This is a genomic window from Streptomyces sp. NBC_00344, assembly GCF_036088315.1.
Classification (GTDB): Bacteria; Actinomycetota; Actinomycetes; order Streptomycetales; family Streptomycetaceae; genus Streptomyces.
In genome coordinates, this window is record NZ_CP107996.1 from 5240605 (window position 1) to 5260734 (window position 20130).

The following is a 20130-nucleotide window of genomic DNA, read 5'->3' on the forward strand; positions in this document are numbered from 1 at the left end:
CAGTAAGGGAGCAGGCGCAGTGACACGGTCGCTCGACGGTCTTGTGCTCTCGCCGGTCACCGATCAGGCGCCCGGTCAGGTCGGTGCCCGGACCCGTTTCGCGTACCACGAACAGGACGGCAGGATCTGGGCGGAATACGACGGCGGTGACATTGCGCACGGCCGTCTTGTGGGCACGCGCGAGGGCGACCGGCTGGATTTCCGTTACGTCCAGTTGACGCGGGAGGGGATGACGTCCAGTGGCCACTGCGTGTCCGTCGTGGCGGAGCTCCCGGACGGGCGGATCCGGCTCGAGGAGGCCTGGGAGTGGGAATCCCGGCAGGGCGCCGGAACGAGCGCCGTCGAGGAACTGCTCTCTGACGGCATGTGAGTTGATTGAGGTGGGCAGGTGAACCAGCCGAAGCACGTCGTCATCGCCGGCGCGGGTATGGCCGGGGTGCAGACCGCGGTCGCGCTGCGGGACCAGGGTTTCACCGGCGCCGTCACACTGATCGGCGACGAGCCGCACCAGCCGTACGACAGACCGCCGCTGTCCAAGGCGGTGCTCCTCGGCGCGACGGAGGCGTCCTACTTCGACGTGGACTTCGAGGCGCTCGGTGTGACACTCCAGCTGGGCCGCGAAGTGACCTGGGTGCGGGCGGCGGAGCGTGAGCTGGACACCGTCCAGGGGCCGGTGCCCTACGACGCCCTGGTCATCGCCACCGGTTCCCGCCCGGTCACCCTGCCGGGCGGCGAGGGCCTGCCCGATGTCCATACGCTGCGCACCCTCGACGACGCCGGGCGGCTGCGGGCGGTCCTGGCCGACCGGCGTGACGTGGTGGTCGTGGGGGCGGGCTGGATCGGCGCGGAGTTCGCGACGGCGGCCCGCGAGGCCGGCTGCGCGGTGACCGTGGTCGAGGCGGCCGGAAGGCCGCTGGTGGGCGCGCTGCCCGCCGGGATCACCGACCCCATGGCCGCCTGGTACGCGGACAGCGGCGCCGAGCTCATCACGCACGCACGAGTGGCGCGCATCGAGCCGGGGGCCGTGGTCCTGGAGTCCGGGCGCAGGCTGACCGCAGGCGCCGTACTCGTCGGTATCGGCGCGCGGCCTGCGACGGGCTGGCTGGCCGGCTCCGGGATCGCCATCGGTGCCGACGGCTCGGTCACCGCGGACGAGTGGCTGCGCAGTTCGCTGCCCGGCGTGTACGCCGTCGGGGACTGCGCCTCCTTCCCCTCCCGCCGGTACGGCGAACGCCTGCTGGTCCACCACTGGGACAACGCGCTCCAGGGCCCCCGTGCGGTCGCCGCCGGGATCATCGGCGACGAGCCGCGGATCTACGACCCGGTGCCGTATTTCTGGTCCGAGCAGTTCGGCCGCTTCGTGCAGTACGCGGGCCACCACACGGGCGCCGACACGGTGATCCGGCGCGGCGAGCCGACCGGGCCGTCCTGGTCGGTCTGCTGGCTGCGGGCGGGGAGGCTGGTCGCGGTCCTCGCGGTGGGACGGCCCCGCGACCTCGCCCAGGGGCGGAAACTCATCGAGGCGGGGGCCCCGCTCGATCCGGTGCGGGCCGCCGATCCGGACGCGCCGCTGAAGACAGCGGTCCTGGCGGGGAGGGGCTGAACGCCGCACCCGGGGCCCACCGGGTCGTAAGTGTCGGTGCGGGATGGCAGGCTTGTGCCGTGACCGAGATTGACGCAAACATCGATGCTCTCGTCCCCGCCTGGCTGCACCTCCCCGACATCGCCGAAGTCTTCGGTGTCGAGGTGACGCGTGTCCGTCAGCTGGTCAAGGAGGGCCAGCTGATCGCCGTGCGCCGGGGTGAGAACCGAGCACTCCAGGTGCCCGCCGCCTTCATCGACGGTGCCAAGGTGGTCAAGGGGCTGTCCGGGACCCTGACCCTGCTGAGGGACGACGGCTTCAGCGACGAAGAGATGCTGGAGTGGCTCTTCACTCCGGATGAGACCCTGCCGGGCACGCCCGCGCAGGCATTGAGCGAGAATCGCGGGACGGAGGTGAAGCGCCGCGCTCAGGCGCTCGCCCTCTGAGCACTGTCTGAAACACCGTGGGGTACGGGCCGGGCCGGTCCGTACCCCACACCACCGACCGGGGGGAACGTCCGATGTCCACCGCACCCGCACCGCTGTCCGACGCCCGGCTCTATCTCTGCACGGACGCCCGTAAACGCCAGGGCGACCTGGCCGGGTTCCTGGATGCCGTCCTGGCGAACGGCGTGGACATCGTCCAGCTCCGCGACAAGGGCATGGAAGCCGCCGAGGAGCTGGAACACCTGGAGGTCTTCGCCGACGCCTGCCGCCGGCACGGCAAGCTGCTCGCCGTCAACGACCGCGCGGATGTCGCGCACGCCATCGCATCGGATGTGCTGCATCTCGGCCAGGGTGATCTCCCGGTCCCCGCGGCCCGCCGGGTGCTCGGCCAGGATGTGCTGATAGGCCGCTCGACACACGCCGAGTCCGAGGTGGACGCGGCAGCCGCCGAAGTCGGTGTCGACTATTTCTGCACCGGTCCCTGCTGGCCCACTCCCACCAAGCCCGGCCGGTACGCCCCCGGACTCGGCCTGGTGCGCTACGCGGCGGCCCTCACCACCGAGCGCCCCTGGTTCGCGATCGGCGGGATAGACGCGGGCAATCTCGACGAGGTGCTGGACGCGGGTGCGCGCAGGATCGTGGTCGTCCGGGCGATCACCGGTGCAGACGACCCGGCGTCCGCGTCGGCGGAACTCGCCAAGCGGGTCCGTGAGCGAAGCGAACGGCCCGGGCAGCGCCAGTCGCGGGGCTGATGCGCCGAAAGTGTCCGAAGGATGGACGAGTAACCGGCAAAACGGCCATATAACCCCTGTGCGGTTGGGGGAGTGGCAAGCCCTGACTAATCTGCCGGTATGGCCCTTGGCACTTCTTCCACCAGAACCGATCACGCACGGACCGTGCGCGACATGCTTGCGACCGGCAAGACGTCGTACTCCTTCGAGTTCTGGGCGCCCAAGACGGAGAAGGGCGAGCGCAACCTCTGGAACGCGCTGCGCCGCGTCGAGGCGGTGGCACCGAGCTTCGTATCCGTGACCTACGGTGCGGGCGGCTCGTCGCGGGCGGGTACGGTGCGGGCCACCGAGCAGATCACATCGGACACCACGCTCACCCCGGTCGCTCATCTCACGGCGGTCGACCACTCCGTCGCCCAGCTCCGCAACATCATCGGCCAGTACGCGGACGCCGGGATCAGGAACATGCTCGCGGTACGCGGCGACCCGCCCGGGGACCCGATGGGCGAGTGGGTCAAGCACCCGGAAGGCGTGACCTACGCCGCCGACCTGGTCCGGCTGATCAAGGAGTCCGGCGATTTCTGTGTGGGCGTCGCCGCCTTTCCCGAGATGCATCCCCGCTCGGACGGCTGGGACAGCGACATCCGCCACTTCGTCGACAAGTGCCGGGCCGGCGCCGACTACGCGATCACCCAGATGTTCTTCGAACCCGAGGACTATCTGCGGATGCGCGAGAGGGTCGTCGCAGCAGGCTGCGAGACTCCGGTCATCCCCGAAGTCATGCCCATCACCAATGTGCGGCAGCTCGAGCGGTTCGCCCAGCTCAGTAACGCGCACTTCCCGTCGGGTCTGAAAGAGCGCATCCTCGCGGTCAAGGACGATCCAGCCGCTGTACGCTCCATTGGCATCGAGTTTGCTACGGAGTTCTGCGCGAGGCTGCTCTCCGAGGGGGTCCCGGGGCTGCACTTCATCACGCTGAACAACTCCACGGCGACCCTCGAAATCTACGAGAATCTCGGACTGCACGAGCAGTCCTGACCGGCTGTACACGCTCCTTCCCAGGGCGGCAGCCCTAGGAGAGGGGCGTACATGGGCTGGACGGTCCTCTATGTCGGGTTCGGATTCGTGGCTCTCTGGCTGCTGGGTGAGGTGCTGCTCCAGTACAAGGCGCGGCTGCGCTGGCGGATGCTCGCCTTCACCGGCTTCCTCGGCGTGGTCGTCGGCGTACTGCTGCACTCGGTGCCGGTCATCGTGGTGGGCGCTCTCGCCTTCGCGGTCGGCCAGACCTACGTCACGCTGTCGTTCCGGCGGGGATTCTCGACGGGCTGGGCCCTCGGCGGCTCCCCGGGAGCCAGCCGCCGGCGCAAGGGCGGCAAAGAGACCGCCGAGCCGACGCTCGAGGTGTCGGACCTGGAGTACGCACCCGCCGCGGATGACGGCTCCTTCGCAGCGGAGCAGGAGATCCACGCGGCCGCCGAGCAGGGGCCGGGCGGCTACGGGCAGGACGGATACGGTCAGCCCGACTACGAGCAGTCCGGATACGAGCAGTCCGGATACGAGCAGTCCGGATACCAGCAGTCCGGTTACGGGCAGTCCGAGTACGAGCAGCCCGCGTACAGTCCGGGCGGCTACGACCCGCTTGCCTACGCCCAGGCCGCCCACGACCCGGCCGCGGACGCGGCGGACGCGACTGCCGTCTACGCCCCGCAGCCGATGCCGGACGACACCGGCCAGTACGGGATATACAGCAGCGACACCGCGCAGGGCGCGGCCGCGCAGTACGGCGCCTACGACACCGGCTACGACCAGGGCCGGCAGGAGTACACCGGGCAGTACGACTACGGCTCCGGCCAGCAGCAGTACGCCGCCTACTCGGATCCGTACATCGGCTCGGGCCAGTACGACGCCTCGTACGGCCAGCAGCAGTACGCCGACCCGTATGCCCAGCAGTACGCGAACGACACTCCGCCCGGAGGGGTGTGGGTGCCGCAGCAGCGGGACACCGAGCAGCCGCAGTACGGCACACCTGAGCAGCCCGGGTACGAGCCGCAGCAGAACGGCTACGACAACGGGTACACCGAGCAGCAGCACCGGTACTGAGACAGCGCGCTCACTGTGAGCCGCGGAACCCTTCGCCCTCCACGATCAGCCCGGCGGCGAGGGCCCCGGACATACCGGCATGAGCGAGACCGCCGCCCGGGTGCGACCAGCCGCCCGCGAAGTACAGACCCGGCAGCGGCGCCCGGTTGGGTTCGGGCAGCAGGTCCCCGCCCGCACCGGCCAGCGCGGGGCCCGGCACCCCCGGTGTGCCGGTCTCCCGGAGAGTGTCGGCCGGGGTCCGCACCTCCCGCCACAGAACGCGCCCGCGCAGTCCCGGCACGGCTGCTTCGGCGGCCGCCACCACACGGTCGGCGAACGCCCCGGTGTGCCCGGAGCCCGCTCCGGTCCATTCCGCGACCGGGACCGTGGCTGTCAGCGTGACCGACTCGTACGCGCCGCCGGGAACCAGCGCCGGGTCGTCCGGGCGCAGCACCGTCACCATCGGCAGAGCCTCGTCCGTCCGGTGCACCACGGTGCGGTGCACCGTGCCGGCCGGACGGCCACCGCGCAGCGCCAGACACACGACGACCCGTCCGGTGTACGCATCCCTCTCCCGGTGCGGCCACCGGACGGCCGGAACCGGCGCGGCCGCGACCACCTGATCAGCGGGCTCGAGCCGGCCACCGGCCAGCTCGACACCGCACACCCGGCCGTCCTTCTCCGCTGCCCCGGTCACCTCGGCACGGAAGACGAAACCGACCTTCCGCGCGAGGCACCGCCGGTACAGCGCGTCCGCCAGCGCCCGCATCCCGCCGCGCACGTACCAGCTGCCGAAGGTCTGCTCCATGTACGGCAGTACGGCCGCCGACGCGGGCGCGTTCAGCGGGTCGAAGCCGTAGGACAGGGCGTAACTGCCCAGCAGGGCCGCCAGCCGGGGGTCGCGCAGCTCCCGGTCGGCCACCTCGCCCAGCGTCGTCGCGGTGCGCCGCAGCAGACCGGTCCTGAGCGCCGGATACCGGTCATGACGCAGTGCCGCGGTGTCGGCGGGGAGCGGCTCCTCGAGGAGCGGGCGCCTCGTCCTGTCCCAGGTCTCCCGCGCCCGGTCCATGAAGGCTCCCCAGCGGGCGCCCGCGCCGCCGCCCAGCGCCGCATCGAGGGCATCGACGACCCCGGCACGCGAAGCGTCGGGCAGCAGCACATCCGTCCCATCGGCGAAGAGATGACGGCTCGACGGGTCCACCTGGACCAGTTCGACGCACTCCTCCAGCGGCTCCCGGCCGGTCTTGACGAACAAGTCCCGGTAGACGGCGGGCAGATGGAGCAGCCCAGGCCCGGTGTCGAACGCGAACCCGTCCCGCTCGAAGCGGCCGACGGAGCCGCCGTACGTCGACGAGCGCTCGTACACCGTCACCCGGTGGCCTGCCACGGCCAGCCGGGCGGCAGCCGCCATGGCGCCCATCCCGGCGCCGATCACCGCAATCTGTGCCATGGCAGGCACTTTATCGGTGCGGGTGACCGGTCCTGCCGACGGGCTGCGAGCGCGGAATGCCGGCCTGAGTACCCGTACCTACGCCGAGAGATGAGTAGGTGTGCGGATGGGCGGCCCCCCGCGCGGACGGCAGAGTGGGGGACACGGAAGGGGCGCACGCCGGCACCGCCGGCACGGGGCTGCGGAACGGCGATGCTCCCCTGCCGAGTACGGGGATGTACGGGGGAGTGCACCGGGGGAGTACGGGGGATGCGCCGCTCCGGCGGGGCTCGGAAGTTCCGGGCCCCGCCGGAGCGGCGTTCCTCTGTTCCCGCGCGCCCGGGTGGCGGTTCCGCGCGCACGGATCACCGCTCCGCGCACCCCGGTCAGCGCCCGCTGACCCGCCCGTGGAGCAGCCGTGACAGCGCCGCGTGCACATCGTCGATGGAACGCTCGCTCTGGAACGCCTGCCAGTCCAGTGCGGCCACCAGCACCATGCCGACCAGCGCGGCGGCCGTCAGTGAGATGTCGATGTCCTCGTGCAGCTCGCCCGTCTCGACGGCTTCGCGCAGCACGGTCTCCACCACGGCGACCGCCTCGCGGCGCACCACGAGGAGGGTCGACTGCCAGGCGCGGTTGGTGCGCCAGAGCTCGGCCACGTACAGCTGGGTGAAGGCCGGATAGCGCTCCATGAACACGAGACCGGCCCTGATCATCGCGTCCAGCGCCTCGACCTTGCTGCCACCGCGTTCCGCGGTCTCGTCGGCCGCCGTCCGGAGGGACTGGGTGAGCAGGCCGACGCCGTGCCGCAGCAGCTCCTCGAACAGCACGGTCTTGCTCGCGAAGTTGTAGTAGACCGTGCCCTTCGCGACCCCGGCGCGCTCGGCGATCTCCTCCACCGTGGTCGACGAGAATCCCTGCTCGGCGATGAGGGTGACCGCCGCCTCGTAGAGCTTCTGCCGAGTGGCCTGGCGTCTGGTGCTGGTGTCCATGGCTCCGATTCTCACAGGTCGGCAGCGCTCACAGGGTGAGCTCGGGGTGCAGCCGCTCCAGGGTCCACACCTGCTTGCTCCGCGCGGAGAGGGCGGTCAGGGCCAGGGCGCCCGCGGTGAACGCCAGCAGCACCGCGCAGGCGGTCCAGACCGGGCCGAGTCCGCCGCCCGTGATGAGTCTGCGCAGCCCGTCGACCACATAACTCATGGGCAGCCAGGGATGGATGGCGTTGAAGAAGCCGGGGCTCGTCTGGACGGGATAGGTGCCGCCCGCCGAGGTGAGCTGGAGCATCAGGAGAGCCAGCACCAGAATGCGTCCAGCGGCTCCGAAACGTGCGTTGAGCCACTGCACGATCGCCGCGAAGCAGCAGGTGACCAGAGCCAGGAAGCCCAGTGTTCCGGCTGCCCTGACCATCTGCAGGCCGATCGCCCAGTGCAGCACGGCCATCAGCGCGGCCGTCTGCAGCACACCGATCGCGGCCACCGGCAGCCAGCCCGCCAGGGTGATCCGCCAGGCCGATGAGCCGGCGGCGAGTGCGCGGCGGCTCAAGGGCTGGATGAGCATGTACGCCACCATCGCGCCCACCCACAGGGACAGCGGAATGAAGTAGGGCGCGAAACCGGTGCCGTAGTTGGGGGCGGGATGCGCGGACCGGGAGGCCAGTTGTACCGGATCGGCCATCACCCCGGTGCGCTGGTCGCGGTCCTTCTTGTCGTAGTCGGGGATCTTGCCGACACCCTCGTGCAGTCCGCCGGCCAGCGTGCCCGCCCCGTCGGAGAGCTTGACGATTCCGGACCTCAGGGTCCCCGCGCCGGTCTTCAGCTTGCCCACCCCGGTGTCGAGGTCGGTGGCTCCGGTCCGCGCCGTGGAGAGGCCGGTGTGCAGGCGCTTCGCGCCGCTCGCCACCTGATGGGCCCCGCTGTTGAGCTTGTTGATCTTCGCGACGGCGGAGTCCAGGTCCTTGCTCAGCGAAGGGGCGTGCCGGGCCAGGTTGTCCGCCTGCTTCTGCAGCGCCGCGAGCTGTCCGTCCAGCTTGCCCAGGTCGCCGTTCTGCTGCTGGACGAGCGTGTTGACATCGCCGGCGATGCGCGCCACGTCGGCTGCCGCCTCCTTGGCCTTCTTCAGCTGAGGACAGGCCGGATCGGGGATCGGGAGTTCCTGGCACCGGGCGCGGTAGACGGAGTCGAGGTCCGCGGATGCGGTACGGGCCCCCGCGGCCGCGGCAGGGGCGGTCCTCACCAGGGTGGCGAGATGCTTCCGCACCGCCCTGGTGGAATCGGAGACCAGCCGGGCCGCGGCACCGATTGTCTTCCCGTTGTCCTTGAGGTAGGGGCGGACCGAACCGGCGGCCCCGTTGACCTTGTCCGCCAGGGTCTGGGTACCCGCCGCGACCTGCTGGGAGCCGGACTGGAGATCGTTCGAGCCCTTGTCGAGCTTCTTGATGCCTCCGGCCAGCTTTCCGCTGCCAGCCTTGGCGTCCTTCAGCCCGTCGGCCAGATCCTTCGAGCCCTTCTTCGCCTTGCCGAGACCGTTCTTCAGATCGGTCGCGCCCGCCGCCGCCTTCGCCGTCTGGTCGTGCAGATCGGAGAACGACACGTAGATCCGGTCGAGGAAGGTGCGCGTGGCATGGGTCGACGCGGAGCTGCGGACCTCGGAGAACACCGTCCGGGAGATCTGTCCGACGATGTAGTTGTTGGCGTCGTTGGTGTGCACCTGGAGGGCGCCGGTCTCCGGGGAACCGCCGGAACTCGACGCGATCCGCTTGCTCAGATCGGGCGGCATGGTGAGGGACAGGTAGTACGTCCCGTCCTCGACGCCCCTGCGTGCCTCCGCGGCGCTGGTCTCGTGCCAGTCGAAGACCTTGCTGTCCCGCAGCCCCTCGGTGATGTCGTCGCCCGCTCTGACCTGCCGGCCGGCGGCTTCGGCGCCCCGGTCGTCGTTGACCAGGGCGACGGGTATCCGGTCCAGCCGCCCGTACGGATCCCAGAACGACCAGAGATAGAGCGCGCCGTAGAGCAGCGGCAGCAGCAGAAGTGCGACGAGCGCGGCGCGCGGCAGTCTTCCCCTGCCGAACCGCTTCAGCTCAAGCGCGGCCAGTTTCGGCGAGCGCATCGGCTGCCCCTTCCTTCGTCCGGCTGTGCAGCCGGGTACGGACGGTGATCGCGCCCTCGGGCGCCTGGCCGCATACCGCAAGGGTGGTGACACCGCTGTCGGCGACGGAACGCAGCAGTTTCCACGCATCGGCGCGCTCCGCGTCGGAGAGCTTGAGATCGGCGTCGTCCACGGCGAGCAGCCGCGGGCCGTCCATCAGCGCGAGCGCGACGGAGAGCCGCAGTGCCTCCAGCCTTTCCAGATCGCGTACCGATGTCCGCTCGGCCTTGGGCAGTGCCCCGGTGTCGAGGCCGGCGGCATCGAGCGCCGCTTCGATACGCGCCCGCGCTGCCGCGGTACGTTCGGCGCGAGGCCGCAGCAGGGCGCGCAGCGAGCCGTTGTATCTGCGCTGGAGCAGGGCGCGCTCGCGCAGATGCTCGGCGACGGTCAGCGCCGGATCGAGTTCGCTGACCCCGGGGACGGGGCCGAGCGAGCTGAAGCGGCGGACAGCCGCCGGCTTCTTGCGCAGCGGGAACCCGCCGACCTCGGCCTCGCCCTCGGTGGGGCGCATCCGGCCGGTGAGCGCGAGCAGCAGACAGGTGCGTCCCGAGCCGGACGGTCCCTCGACGGCGACCAGCGCACCGGGTCCCGCATCGAATCGCACATCGCGGAAGGCCCAGCCGCGGGGGCCTCTCAGCCCGAGGCCCGCGGCGGCGACGGCCGCCCCGTGCGGGTCCTCCCCGTGCCCCGAATCCTCGGTCTCCCTGTCGCCGGTGTCCACAGCGCCCTCCCGGAGTTTTTGAACTGACCAGTCAGTTCAAAAATACCCCCGATCCTGCGTTCGAAGCAAAGCCGCAGGTCGCAGCCGATTGTCAGTGGCGCCCTGCACAGTGGACACATACGGCCACAGCGCCGTCACACGACGACAGGAGGTTCGTCATGGCCCGCTCGAACGCCTCAGCCGCGCGCAGGCACCGTGTCACCGCCCCTGCCCCCTCACCGAGCGGCCCGGCGGCCGACATCCACCCGGTCCTGCGCCGCGCGACCGCCCCGCCGGCCGCCCTCGATCTGCTGGCCCAGGCCCGTACCGGACTCGACGAGGCCGCCGTCCTCGAGACACCGAACGAGCGCTATGCGACAGCCCATCTCGCCGCGCTCCGCACTGCCGCCGCCGTACTCGCGGCCCGAGGCCGGCCGGAGGCTCTGCCCCGCCGAAGGCAGCGCATTCGCACCGCCTGGGAAGTCCTCAGCGAGATCGCACCTGAACTCACCGAGTGGAGCGCGCTCTTCGCGTCGGGCGCCGACCGCAGGGCCAGGGCGGAGGCGGGGATACCGGGCGCGGCCGGCAGCCGCGACGCCGACGATCTGCTGCGCGACGCCGCCATGTTCCTGCGGCTCGTCGAGCGGCTGCTCGTCCTGCAGCCGGTGCTCCCGCAACCCAGGGCGGAGCAGCCCAGCGTGGAGCATCCCCGGGCAGGCTGACCGTGGGGCGGCAGGTCGGCGGCCGGTCGACCGGGGGTGGCCGGAGGGCCATGCCGAGGCAATAGGGTGGGAGCCAGCCCCTGCTGTCTACGCCCCCTGTCTGAGCCCCTGCCCGCGTCGTGTCGCGGGCGGCGGCCCCGCGCCGAGGAGTCAACCGCCGTGCCGGACCAGCTGCGCCCCCGCGCCTCCCTTCGTACCGCCGTGGTGTGGGACGTGCTCAAGGACGCTCTCGAGCGCCGGGTGAAGGCGACAGGACGCGACACCCTGGACGTACTGGACACCGGGGGCGGCACCGGCAATTTCGCGGTGCCCGTCGCGCGGCTGGGCCACCGGGTCACCGTGGTCGACCCCAGTCCCAACGCTCTCTTCGGACTCGAGCGCAGGGCTGAGGAGGCGGGGGTCGCCGATCAGGTGCGCGGCGTGCAGGGCGACGTGCTCGGACTCTTCGACGTCGTGGAGCGCGGCGGATACGACGCCGTGCTCTGTCACGGGGTCCTCGAGTACGTCGAGGACCCGGCCGAGGGGGTCAGAAACGCGGTCGACGCGCTCCGTCCCTCCGGTGCGCTGAGTCTGCTCGCCGCCGGGATCGGCGGCGCTGTGCTGGCCAGGGCGCTGGCCGGGCACTTCGTCGAGGCCAGGCAGGCGCTGACCGACCCGGCCGGGCGCTGGGGCGAAGGCGACCCGGTGCCCAGGCGCTTCACCGCCGACCAGCTCACCGAGCTGGTGACGGCGGCAGGTGTGGAGGTCGGTGCGGTGCACGGCGTCAGGGTCTTCGCCGACCTGGTGCCCGGTGTTCTGGTCGACACCGAGCCGGGCGCCCTGGAGGCACTGCTGAAGCTGGAAGCGGCGGCAGCCGAGGTGCCCGCGTTCCACTCGGTGGCCACCCAGCTGCACGTTCTGGGCGAGAAGCAGGGCTGATCAGCAGCTCAGTGACGTACGTACTGGGCCACAGGCCCCCCGATCGGGGGCTAGTCCCCGTATGATCGGGGTAACCATCCGGCATGACGGTTCGGCCGCCGGGGCACGCACGCCCCGGGAGCCGTTCCGCGTGGCGGCCCGGATGGTGAACTGGCGTAGAGGGCGGGTTTCACGGGGGCGATTCCCTGCCTATTCTGAAAGGGCCGCATCACGGTCGCCCCCCGCGACCGACGAGTAGGAGGACTCCGTGCCGCTCTCGGAGCACGAGCAGCGCATGCTCGAGCAGATGGAGCGAGCGCTGTACGCCGAAGATCCCAAGTTCGCGACAGCGCTCGAGGGAAGCGGGCTGCGTACGTACACCCGGCGACGGGTCTACCAGGCGGTCGCTGGCTTTCTGGTGGGTATCGCGCTCCTCATGGCCGGAATGGTCGCCAAGCAGATCTGGATCAGTGTGGTGGGGTTCCTCGTCATGCTCGGTTGCGCGGTGCTCGCGATCACCGGATGGCGGAAAGCGCCCAAACCCGGTGAGCAGCAGCAGGCCGCAGGCCGTCCTGCGGCCAGGCAGCCAAGGAAACACCGCTCGGTGATGAACCGGATCGAGGAGCGGTGGCAGCGCCGCCGCGACGAACAGGGGCATTGAGCACAGCAGAGCACGGACGGCGCCCCCGGCGCCGGCACACACACGTCACGGCTTTGAGGGGCGACCGCGCGGCGGTCGCCCCTCAAGCCGTGTCCGGCTCTCCCGGACAGGGCGGTGGGCCGGGCTCGAAGAGGCCCCGGCCCGGCCGCCGGTGGTTCAGCCCCGTTGCCGGGAGGGCCGCCGCAGGGCCGTCGCCCAGCGGTCCAGGCCGCTGAGGCGCTGCCTCAGCCGCGCCGCGACTGCGGTCCGGCGCCCGGACAGCTCCCACGTCACCCGAATGGCCGAACGTGGGGCCATCACCGCGCGGAGACGGGCTGTCCGCCCCACAGCTGCCCGCAGCCCCGCCCGGATCCGGTGCACATCGTCGGTGAGGCCCCCGGCAGCGCCGGGCTGCGGTGCGTACAGCACCTGTTCCACCGCGCCCGCTGCCCGGTGCACCGCATCGGCGGCCGGCCCGTGCAGCCCACCTGCCCGCACGATCCGGTCGGCCGTACTGCGCGGGGTCCGGGATTCATCCGGCACGATGCCGACATCCCAGGCCGAGTCGATGATCTCCCGCCAGGCCGACAGCGTCCGGTGGGCACCGTCCGCGGGTGTACGTCCGCCGGATCCGAGCCGCCGGGCCCGCACCCTGATCCGCCACAGCATAGGCAGCAGGATCAGCAGTACCAGGAGCGCGACGGCCACGGCCGCACCGATCACCGGGGCCAGCGGTGTGCCCCGGTCGGTGGGGGCGCCGCCGCCCAGCTGGGAAGAGCCCCCGCAGTCGCCCATCTTGCGCATCTGGGGCGGGCAGTCGGTCGTCGACGAGGGCGTGGCGACCGGCGCGGCCGACGAGGTGTTCTCCGGCTGCGCCGGTGTCGCAGGGCTGTCGGGGGAGGTATCGGTGCGTGTGTAGGAGGGCACCGAGCCACGCGTCGGGGTGGGTTCGAACCGCGTCCAGCCCACACCCTGGAAGTACAGCTCCGGCCAGGCGTGGGCATCGCGCAGCCCCACCGACATGCTGCCGTCCTGCTGCACGGTGCCCGGGGTGAACCCGACCGCCACCCGGGCCGGGATCTTCAGCGTCCTGGCCATCGCGGCCATGGTGAAGGCGAAGTGCACGCAGAAGCCCTGCTTCTGCTTCAGGAAGCGCGCGATCGCGGCGGAGCCGGTCCCGGACTGCACCTGGGTGTCATAGGTGAAGCCACCCTCCGACGCGAACCAGTCCTGCATCTTGACCGCGCGCTCGTAGTCATTGGCCGCGCCCGCCGTCACCTGTTCCGCGGTCGACTTCACCACGTCGGGCAGCGAGCCGGGCACCTTGGTGTACTCGCGCAGCAGTCTGTCCGCGGGAGCGGGGGCGGTGGCCAGCTGTGTCGCGGTCGGCTGCACCACCAGGCTGTTCACCCCGTACTGCACTCCGCGGGTGGTCTGTCCGCGGTCGCCCACCAGGGTCCGCCCGGTCGGCTCGAAGCGCCAACGGCCCTTGATGCTGACCTTCGTGGCCGGATAGGGGAGCGGCAGCCAGTTCTGTGCGTACCAGCCCGCGGCCGAGATATTCGTCCTGATCTGCGTGGTGCCGACCTGCGGGCTCAGGCCCTCGGGCTGCGGAAGTTCGGCGGGCACGTCCTCGATCCGCCGCTCGGACGACTTCCAGGCGGTTCCGTCGAACTGGTCGAGCGAGACGATCCGCAGATAGAGGCCTCCGGTGTCGCTCGCGTTGGTGCGGTACCGCATCACCTCGCGGTCGTCGGACTGGGTGAGGCTGTTCTGCAGGGAGACCAGCGGGTTCACCGCGGAGATGGTGCCTCCGCCACCGCCGGGACCGGTGCCGGGACCCGTACCGCCGAGGAGCCCGGCGTCCAGCGCGGGCAGGGCGGCGGGTACCACCAGCGCGAACCCCAGCGCGACCGCGCCGATACGCCGCCCGGTCCGCACCGGGGCCGTCGGAGCTGACCCGCCGGACTCGAAACCCTGGCTGTTGCCCGCGCGGGGCGCACCGCCGAAGACCCGTCCCCACTGCGAAAGCCGGTCCCTGCCCTCGGCCAGCAGGAGCAGCAGATAGCCCGACGCGGCGAGGACGAACCACAGCCAGGCCGAGCCGCTCCGCGCTATTCCCGCGCCGACCGAGTAGAGGGCGAGCAGCGGCAGCCCGGCGGGTGCCGCGCTGCGGAACGTCACGGCCAGCGTGTCCACCAGCAGACCGATCAGCAGCACCCCGCCGATCAGCATCAGCCGGATGCTCGAGGTCGCGGGCGCGGGGATGGAGTACTGCCCCACGTCGTCGGCGCCCTGGCGCAGCAGCTGTCCGAAGTGCCGGACTACATCGGGATCCGGCAGGATGCCGACGATGGCCTGGCCGCGGGCGAAGATCACGGTGAGCAGCAGCAACGCCGTCACGGCCTGGGCCAGCACGGTCAGCGGGCGCGCCAGCGGCACCCGCCTGGTGAGCGCGCCCACACCGCTCTGGACCCCCAGCAGAAAGGCCGCCTGCACGATCCAGGAGGACGGGTTGACCAGCGGCAGCAGGACGCCCGATGCCAGCATCGTCGCCGCGAAGGCGCACAGTGTCAGCCTTGCCCGTCCGCTCATGACCGTCCCCCCGGCGTCCCTGCCGCAGTGCTCCCGGCGTGCCATGCGGATGCGGCGGTCGCGGTGTGTTCCTGGCCTGCCTGGCGCCACAGCTCGGTGAGTGACACCCCCGGCCGGGCCTCCAGTGCGGTCCAGCCCGCTTCGCGCAGCAACCGGAGCCGGTGCTCGGCGCGGTCCGCCGCTCCGCTCGGCGCCCAGGTCTCGCTGTTCAGTACGAACGCGACGGCCGCGCCGCTGCGCTGCCGCATCCGGGCGGCCACCGCCGCCTGTTCATCGTCCAGATCGCCGAGGAAGGCGATCAGCAGTCCTTCGTTCCCGCCGCGCAGCACGTCGTAGGAACGGGAGAGCCCGGCTTCGCCGGAGTGCTCCACGACGGCCAGCGTCTCCATCATCAGCCCGGCGGAGTCCGCCGACTCCTGGGTGGCTCCGGCGAACCCGCCGGACGCGTCGGACGGCACCGAGCTTCCGGTGTCCGTCAGCAGCCGCACCGAGAAACCCCGCTCCAGCACGTGCACCAGCGCGGACGCCGCCCCCGACACGGCCCACTCGAAGGCCGAGTCCGGCCCTGCCCCCTGATAGGCGCAGCCGCGGGTGTCGAGCAGCACGGTGCAGCGAGCCCGCTGGGGCTGCTCCTCGCGACGAACCATCAGCTCGCCGTACCGAGCGGTCGAGCGCCAGTGCACCCGGCGGAGGTCGTCGCCGTGCCGGTAGCCGCGTGGGATCACATCGTCCTCGCCGGCCAGCGCGAGCGACCGCTGCCGTCCGTCGCCGTAGCCCGCGGCCTCGCCGGTCAGCCGCACCGGCGGCAGCGGCTCGGTCCTCGGGACGACGGTCAGGGTGTCGTGGCTGCTGAAGGAACGCGTCAGTTCGCACATGCCGAACGGATCGGTCAGCCGGAGCTGGAGCGGTCCCAGCGGGTAGCGTCCGCGCAGGTCCGACCGGACCCGGTACGACACCTCGCGCCGGCCGCCCGCCTCCACCCGGTCCAGCACGAACCGGGGCCGGGGGCCGAGCACATAGGGCACCCGGTCCTGAAGCATCAGCAGGCCGGTCGGTATCCGCGAGACGTTGTCCATCCGCAGATGCACCCGTGCCTCGGTCCCCGAGGGCACCCGGGAGGGAGAGAGCCGTCTGCTGCCCGCCACGCGGTAGCGCGTGCGGTACAGCACGGCAACGCACACCAGTGGCAGTACGACGAGCAGCAGCCCGACCCGCAGCAGATCGGCCTGCCCCAGCACGTAGGCGCACACCACGGCGGCGACACCGGCCGCCAGGAACGAACGCCCCCGCGTGGTGAGCCCGGACAGGGCGGCCCGCAGACCGCCCTGGTCCTCCTCGACAGCGGGTGCGCCGCCGTCGGCGGCCATCACAGCCGCCGGGGGCCGGGCTGCTGGTGGTACGCGGAGCCGCCGGGCTGCGGAGTCCGGCGCCCGGAGCCGAAGCCGCCATCGGGTGCCTTCGTGGCGGGCACCGCGGTGCGCTGAAGGATGTCCAGCACGACCTGCTCGGCGGTACGGCGGTTCAACTGGGCCTGTGCGGTGGGCAGCAGCCGGTGGGCGAGGACCGCGACCGCCAGTGCCTGAACATCGTCGGGCAGTGCGTACTCCCGCCCGCTCAGCGCCGCCGAAGCCTTCGCCGCGCGCAGCAGATGCAGCGTCGCACGCGGCGATGCGCCAAGTCGGAGGTCCGGATGACTGCGGGTCGCCGTGACCAGCTCCACCGCGTAGCGCCGCACCGCGTCGGCCACGTGGACGGAGCGCACCGCGTCGATGAGCTTCACGATCTCGTGGGCGTGCGCCACCGGCTGAAGGTCGTCGAGCGGCGAGACCCCGCCGTGCACATCGAGCATCTGCAGTTCGGCCTCGGGACTGGGATAGCCGATGGAGACCCGCGCCATGAAACGGTCGCGCTGCGCCTCGGGAAGCGGGTAGGTGCCCTCCATCTCCACCGGGTTCTGGGTGGCCACCACCATGAAGGGGCTGGGCAGCTCATAGGTCTGCCCGTCGATGGTGACCTGGCGCTCCTCCATCGATTCGAGGAGCGCCGACTGGGTCTTCGGCGAAGCACGGTTGATCTCGTCGCCGATCACGATCTGCGCGAAGATCGCACCCGGTTTGAACTCGAAGTCGCGGCGCTGCTGGTCGAAGATCGACACACCGGTGATGTCCGATGGCAGCAGGTCGGGCGTGAACTGGATACGCCGTACCGAGCAGTCGATGGAGCGCGCCAGTGCCTTGGCCAGCATGGTCTTGCCGACGCCCGGAACATCCTCGATGAGCAGATGTCCCTCGGCGAGCAGCACGGTCAGCGATAGCCGTACGACCTCGGGCTTGCCCTCGATCACACTCTCCACCGACCTGCGGATCCGCTCCGCTGTGGTGGTCAGATCTGTGCGGCTCGCTCGATCGTCATAGGTCGTCACCCGGTCCTCCTCGGCCCTTCCCCAAGCTCTTGCGGAGCACGGGATACCCCATTCACGGGCCGGGGCGCTGCATACGGCCCGGCCCACCCCGAACAGCGGACGCCCCGCCCGAAGTGAACGGGCGAGGTGTCACGCCTGCATTCTTGTTGCCGTTACCGCTTCGTGTCACTCGACTGTGGACAAGTGGACGGGTTATGTCGCTGCTTGCCGTGTTTTCGTCCTGCTGTGACCGTTCAGACGGCCGGGTCGATCTCCCGCATCAGCCCGGTGTGTACGTCGAAGACAAAACCCCGGACGTCGTCGGTGTACGGCAGGAACGGCGAGGTCCGAACCCGCTGCATCGACTGGCGTACGTCCTGGTCCACATCGCTGAACGCCTCCACGGCCCAGGCGGGCCGCTGTCCGACCTCGGCCTCGAGCTCCTGCCTGAAGTCCTCGGTGATGGTCTGCATACCGCACTGGGTGTGATGGATGAGCACGACACTGCGGGTGCCCAGGGCGCGCTGGCTGATGGTGAGCGACCGAATGGCGTCGTCCGTCACCACGCCACCCGCGTTGCGGATGGTGTGGCAGTCGCCGAGTTCGAGGCCGAGGGCGGCGTGCAGATCGAGCCTGGCGTCCATGCACGCCACCACGGCGACGTGCTGCACGGGACGGGAGTCCATACCGGGGTCCGTGAAGGCGTCGGCATAACGCCGGTTCGCCCCGACCAGCCGGTCGGTGATCGATCCGTCGTCACGGACGGTGAGATCGGGGCGCGGAGAGGTGGGCTCTGCGGAGCGGTGCGCAGGAGTCGACATGCATATGACGGTAACTGGCATTGATCGGCCGGTCCCGTCCGGGTAGGGGAAAAAAAGTGTCAATCCGGCAGCCTGTGAGCTAACCCACAGGGTCGGCTCGGGTAACCCGTTCGAGTGAAAAGCGGACCCGGCGGCGCGCTGGCCGGTTGATTGACCGGCGTGACGGGTGGACTAAAGTGACGCGCAGTGGGGGCGCGATCCGTCCCCGCACATCCTCCGGACTGTCCGCCACCATCCGCACATCCACGCATGCGCGGTGTACGTACGGCTCGGCCCTCTCCCGCTCGTCGGCCGGCCGACGCCCCTCCCGGCGCCGGCGGACCGTCCCCTTCCGAGCGGGCGGGGACCCGGCAGTACGTGCGACCACGCCGTAACTGAGAGGGCGCATGACCCAGTTCCGACATGTCCCGGTAATGCTCCAGCGATGCCTGGATCTGTTGGCCCCGGCGCTCGCTGAGCCCGGCGCGGTCGTCGTCGACTGCACTCTGGGTCTCGGCGGGCACAGCGAGGCCCTGCTCTCCACCTTCCCGGCGGCCCGGCTCGTGGCGCTCGACCGGGACAAGGAGGCCCTGCGGCTTTCCGGTGAGCGGCTCGCGCCGTTCGGCGACCGGGCCACGCTGGTGCACGCCGTCTACGACGAACTGCCCGACGTGCTGGAACGCCTCGCCATCCCGCGCGTCCAGGGGGTCCTCTTCGACCTGGGTGTCTCGTCGATGCAACTGGACGAGGCGGACCGCGGCTTCGCCTACGCCCAGGACGCCCCGCTCGACATGCGCATGGACCAGACGACGGGCATCAGCGCGGCCGAGGTGCTCAACACGTATCCGCCCGGCGAACTCGTGCGGATCCTGCGCGCCTACGGCGAGGAGAAGCAGGCCAAGCGCATCGTGTCGGCGGTCGTACGGGAACGCGAGAAGGAGCCCTTCTCCGACAGCGCCCGGCTCGTCGAGCTGATCCGTGATTCCCTGCCGCAGGCCGCCAAGCGCACCGGAGGAAACCCCGCCAAGCGCACGTTCCAGGCACTGCGGATCGAGGTCAACGGCGAACTCACCGTCCTGGAGAGGTCGATCCCGGCCGCGGTGGCGTCGCTGGCAGTGGGCGGCCGTATCGCCGTGCTGTCGTACCACTCGCTCGAGGACCGTCTGGTCAAGCAGGTCTTCGCGGCGGGCGCCGCCAATACGGCGCCGGCCGGTCTGCCGGTCGTGCCCGAGCGCTACCAGCCCCGGCTGAAACTGCTCACCCGCGGTGCGGAGCTCCCGACGGAGGAGGAGGTCGCGGAGAACCGCCGTGCGGCCCCCGCGCGGCTGCGGGGTGCGCAGCGGATTCGTGAGGAGGCCTCGTGAGCAAGCCGGCCAGGGAACTGAAGGGGCGGGCGGCCCGGCTGGCCCAGCTGCTGCCGTCCGGGCGCAACAAAGCGGCGCGTACCCCCTTCGTCCTCCTGGTAGTGCTGTTGCTCGGCGGCGGCCTGATCGGCCTCCTGGTGCTGAACTCCGCCCTGAACGCAGGATCGTTCCAGCTCAGCAGGTACGAGAAACGGAACACCGAGCTCACCGACGAGGAACAGGCGCTGCAACGGGACATCGACGACCGTTCGGCGCCCGGAGCCCTGGCGAAGCGAGCCCGTGAGCTCGGGATGGTCCCCGGTGGCGGCCCCGTGTTCCTCGATCCGGACGGAACGGTGCACGGTGTCCCCGCCAAGGCCACCGCGCTGCCCGCCGCGGCCCAGGCGCCCCCCGCGCCACCGGAACCGGCCACGACACCGGAACCGTTGACGACACCGGGACCGTCCATGACATCGGAGCTGTCGTTTCCCGCCGGCGTCCCACCGTCCGGCGCCGCGGCCTCCGCATTTGCCATCCCCGCACCGACCGCTGCCGTCCCCGCACCGTTCGCCGAGGCGCCGGCGACAGCAGCGCCGATCCCGACCCCCGGCAGGTGACGCA

At 71.1% G+C, this 20130-nt stretch carries 19 protein-coding genes; 11 read left to right on the plus strand and 8 right to left on the minus strand.

Annotated features, from left to right (window positions below; genetic code table 11):
• Positions 1-19: 19 nt before the first annotated feature.
• The 6 genes from OHS16_RS23650 (at position 20) to OHS16_RS23675 (ending at position 4859) form a co-directional block, all read left to right on the plus strand.
• Positions 20-370 carry a hypothetical protein gene (locus tag OHS16_RS23650; RefSeq protein ID WP_328539247.1) on the plus strand — a complete coding sequence of 117 codons (351 nt, stop codon included), beginning with the start codon at positions 20-22 and terminating at the stop codon, positions 368-370.
• Positions 371-427: 57 nt separating this feature from the next.
• The gene (locus OHS16_RS23655) at positions 428-1603 is read left to right on the plus strand and encodes an NAD(P)/FAD-dependent oxidoreductase (RefSeq protein ID WP_328540961.1); all 1176 of its coding nucleotides are present in this window, start codon (positions 428-430) and stop codon (positions 1601-1603) included.
• A gap of 59 nt (positions 1604-1662) precedes the next feature.
• Positions 1663-2028 (plus strand): Rv2175c family DNA-binding protein, encoded by a 366-nt coding sequence (locus OHS16_RS23660; protein ID WP_328539248.1) that lies wholly within the window; start codon positions 1663-1665, stop codon positions 2026-2028.
• Positions 2029-2102: 74 nt separating this feature from the next.
• Positions 2103-2780: a thiamine phosphate synthase gene (gene thiE, locus OHS16_RS23665; RefSeq protein WP_328539249.1), complete on the plus strand. Its 678-nt coding sequence runs from the start codon at positions 2103-2105 to the stop codon at positions 2778-2780.
• Positions 2781-2879: 99 nt separating this feature from the next.
• The gene (gene metF / locus OHS16_RS23670) at positions 2880-3797 is read left to right on the plus strand and encodes a methylenetetrahydrofolate reductase [NAD(P)H] (protein ID WP_328539250.1); all 918 of its coding nucleotides are present in this window, start codon (positions 2880-2882) and stop codon (positions 3795-3797) included.
• A gap of 51 nt (positions 3798-3848) precedes the next feature.
• A complete protein-coding gene (locus tag OHS16_RS23675; protein ID WP_328539251.1) occupies positions 3849-4859 on the plus strand; it encodes a hypothetical protein in 1011 nt (336 codons plus the stop codon).
• 10 nt (positions 4860-4869) lie between these two features.
• Here the strand turns inward: OHS16_RS23675 and OHS16_RS23680 are convergent, their stop codons facing one another.
• From OHS16_RS23680 to OHS16_RS23695, 4 genes are all read right to left on the minus strand, one after another.
• Positions 4870-6288 carry a phytoene desaturase family protein gene (locus OHS16_RS23680; protein ID WP_328539252.1) on the minus strand — a complete coding sequence of 473 codons (1419 nt, stop codon included), beginning with the start codon at positions 6286-6288 and terminating at the stop codon, positions 4870-4872.
• Positions 6289-6653: 365 nt separating this feature from the next.
• Complete coding sequence (locus OHS16_RS23685) at positions 6654-7259, minus strand: TetR/AcrR family transcriptional regulator (protein ID WP_328539253.1); 606 nt, start codon at positions 7257-7259, stop codon at positions 6654-6656.
• Between the two features lie 28 nt (positions 7260-7287).
• The gene (locus OHS16_RS23690) at positions 7288-9372 is read right to left on the minus strand and encodes a YhgE/Pip domain-containing protein (protein WP_328539254.1); all 2085 of its coding nucleotides are present in this window, start codon (positions 9370-9372) and stop codon (positions 7288-7290) included.
• The gene (locus tag OHS16_RS23695; protein ID WP_328539255.1) at positions 9344-10132 is read right to left on the minus strand and encodes an ATP-binding cassette domain-containing protein; all 789 of its coding nucleotides are present in this window, start codon (positions 10130-10132) and stop codon (positions 9344-9346) included. The genes OHS16_RS23690 and OHS16_RS23695 overlap by 29 nt, the downstream gene beginning before the upstream one ends.
• A gap of 158 nt (positions 10133-10290) precedes the next feature.
• Here OHS16_RS23695 and OHS16_RS23700 point away from each other — a divergent pair, with 158 nt between their 5' ends.
• The 3 genes from OHS16_RS23700 to OHS16_RS23710 all read left to right on the plus strand — a co-directional run bounded on the left by OHS16_RS23700 (position 10291) and on the right by OHS16_RS23710 (position 12391).
• Positions 10291-10833, plus strand: a complete 543-nt coding sequence (locus OHS16_RS23700; protein ID WP_328539256.1) for an SAV_6107 family HEPN domain-containing protein — start codon at positions 10291-10293, stop codon at positions 10831-10833.
• Between the two features lie 159 nt (positions 10834-10992).
• Entirely contained in the window at positions 10993-11751 is a 759-nt protein-coding gene (locus tag OHS16_RS23705) for a methyltransferase (RefSeq protein ID WP_328539257.1), read from the plus strand.
• A 247-nt stretch (positions 11752-11998) separates the two neighbouring features.
• Positions 11999-12391 (plus strand): DUF3040 domain-containing protein, encoded by a 393-nt coding sequence (locus tag OHS16_RS23710; RefSeq protein ID WP_328539258.1) that lies wholly within the window; start codon positions 11999-12001, stop codon positions 12389-12391.
• A 156-nt stretch (positions 12392-12547) separates the two neighbouring features.
• Here OHS16_RS23710 and OHS16_RS23715 read toward each other — a convergent pair whose 3' ends face one another.
• From OHS16_RS23715 to OHS16_RS23730, 4 genes are all read right to left on the minus strand, one after another.
• Positions 12548-14965 (minus strand): transglutaminase TgpA family protein, encoded by a 2418-nt coding sequence (locus OHS16_RS23715; protein ID WP_328539259.1) that lies wholly within the window; start codon positions 14963-14965, stop codon positions 12548-12550.
• Positions 14962-16332: a DUF58 domain-containing protein gene (locus OHS16_RS23720; protein WP_328539260.1), complete on the minus strand. Its 1371-nt coding sequence runs from the start codon at positions 16330-16332 to the stop codon at positions 14962-14964. Before OHS16_RS23720 ends, OHS16_RS23715 begins: the two co-directional genes overlap by 4 nt.
• Positions 16332-17387, minus strand: coding sequence for an AAA family ATPase (locus OHS16_RS23725; RefSeq protein ID WP_328539261.1), 1056 nt, complete (start codon positions 17385-17387; stop codon positions 16332-16334). The genes OHS16_RS23720 and OHS16_RS23725 overlap by 1 nt, the downstream gene beginning before the upstream one ends.
• 233 nt (positions 17388-17620) lie before the next feature.
• On the minus strand, positions 17621-18187 hold the full coding sequence (locus OHS16_RS23730) for a beta-class carbonic anhydrase (RefSeq protein WP_328539262.1): 567 nt from the start codon (positions 18185-18187) through the stop codon (positions 17621-17623).
• Positions 18188-18573: 386 nt separating this feature from the next.
• On the opposite strand from OHS16_RS23730, the gene rsmH reads away from it, so the two are divergent.
• Both rsmH and OHS16_RS23740 read left to right on the plus strand, forming a co-directional pair.
• Entirely contained in the window at positions 18574-19530 is a 957-nt protein-coding gene (rsmH, locus tag OHS16_RS23735) for a 16S rRNA (cytosine(1402)-N(4))-methyltransferase RsmH (RefSeq protein WP_328539263.1), read from the plus strand.
• Entirely contained in the window at positions 19527-20126 is a 600-nt protein-coding gene (locus OHS16_RS23740) for a hypothetical protein (RefSeq protein ID WP_328539264.1), read from the plus strand. The genes rsmH and OHS16_RS23740 overlap by 4 nt, the downstream gene beginning before the upstream one ends.
• The last annotated feature ends 4 nt before the right edge of the window (positions 20127-20130 follow it).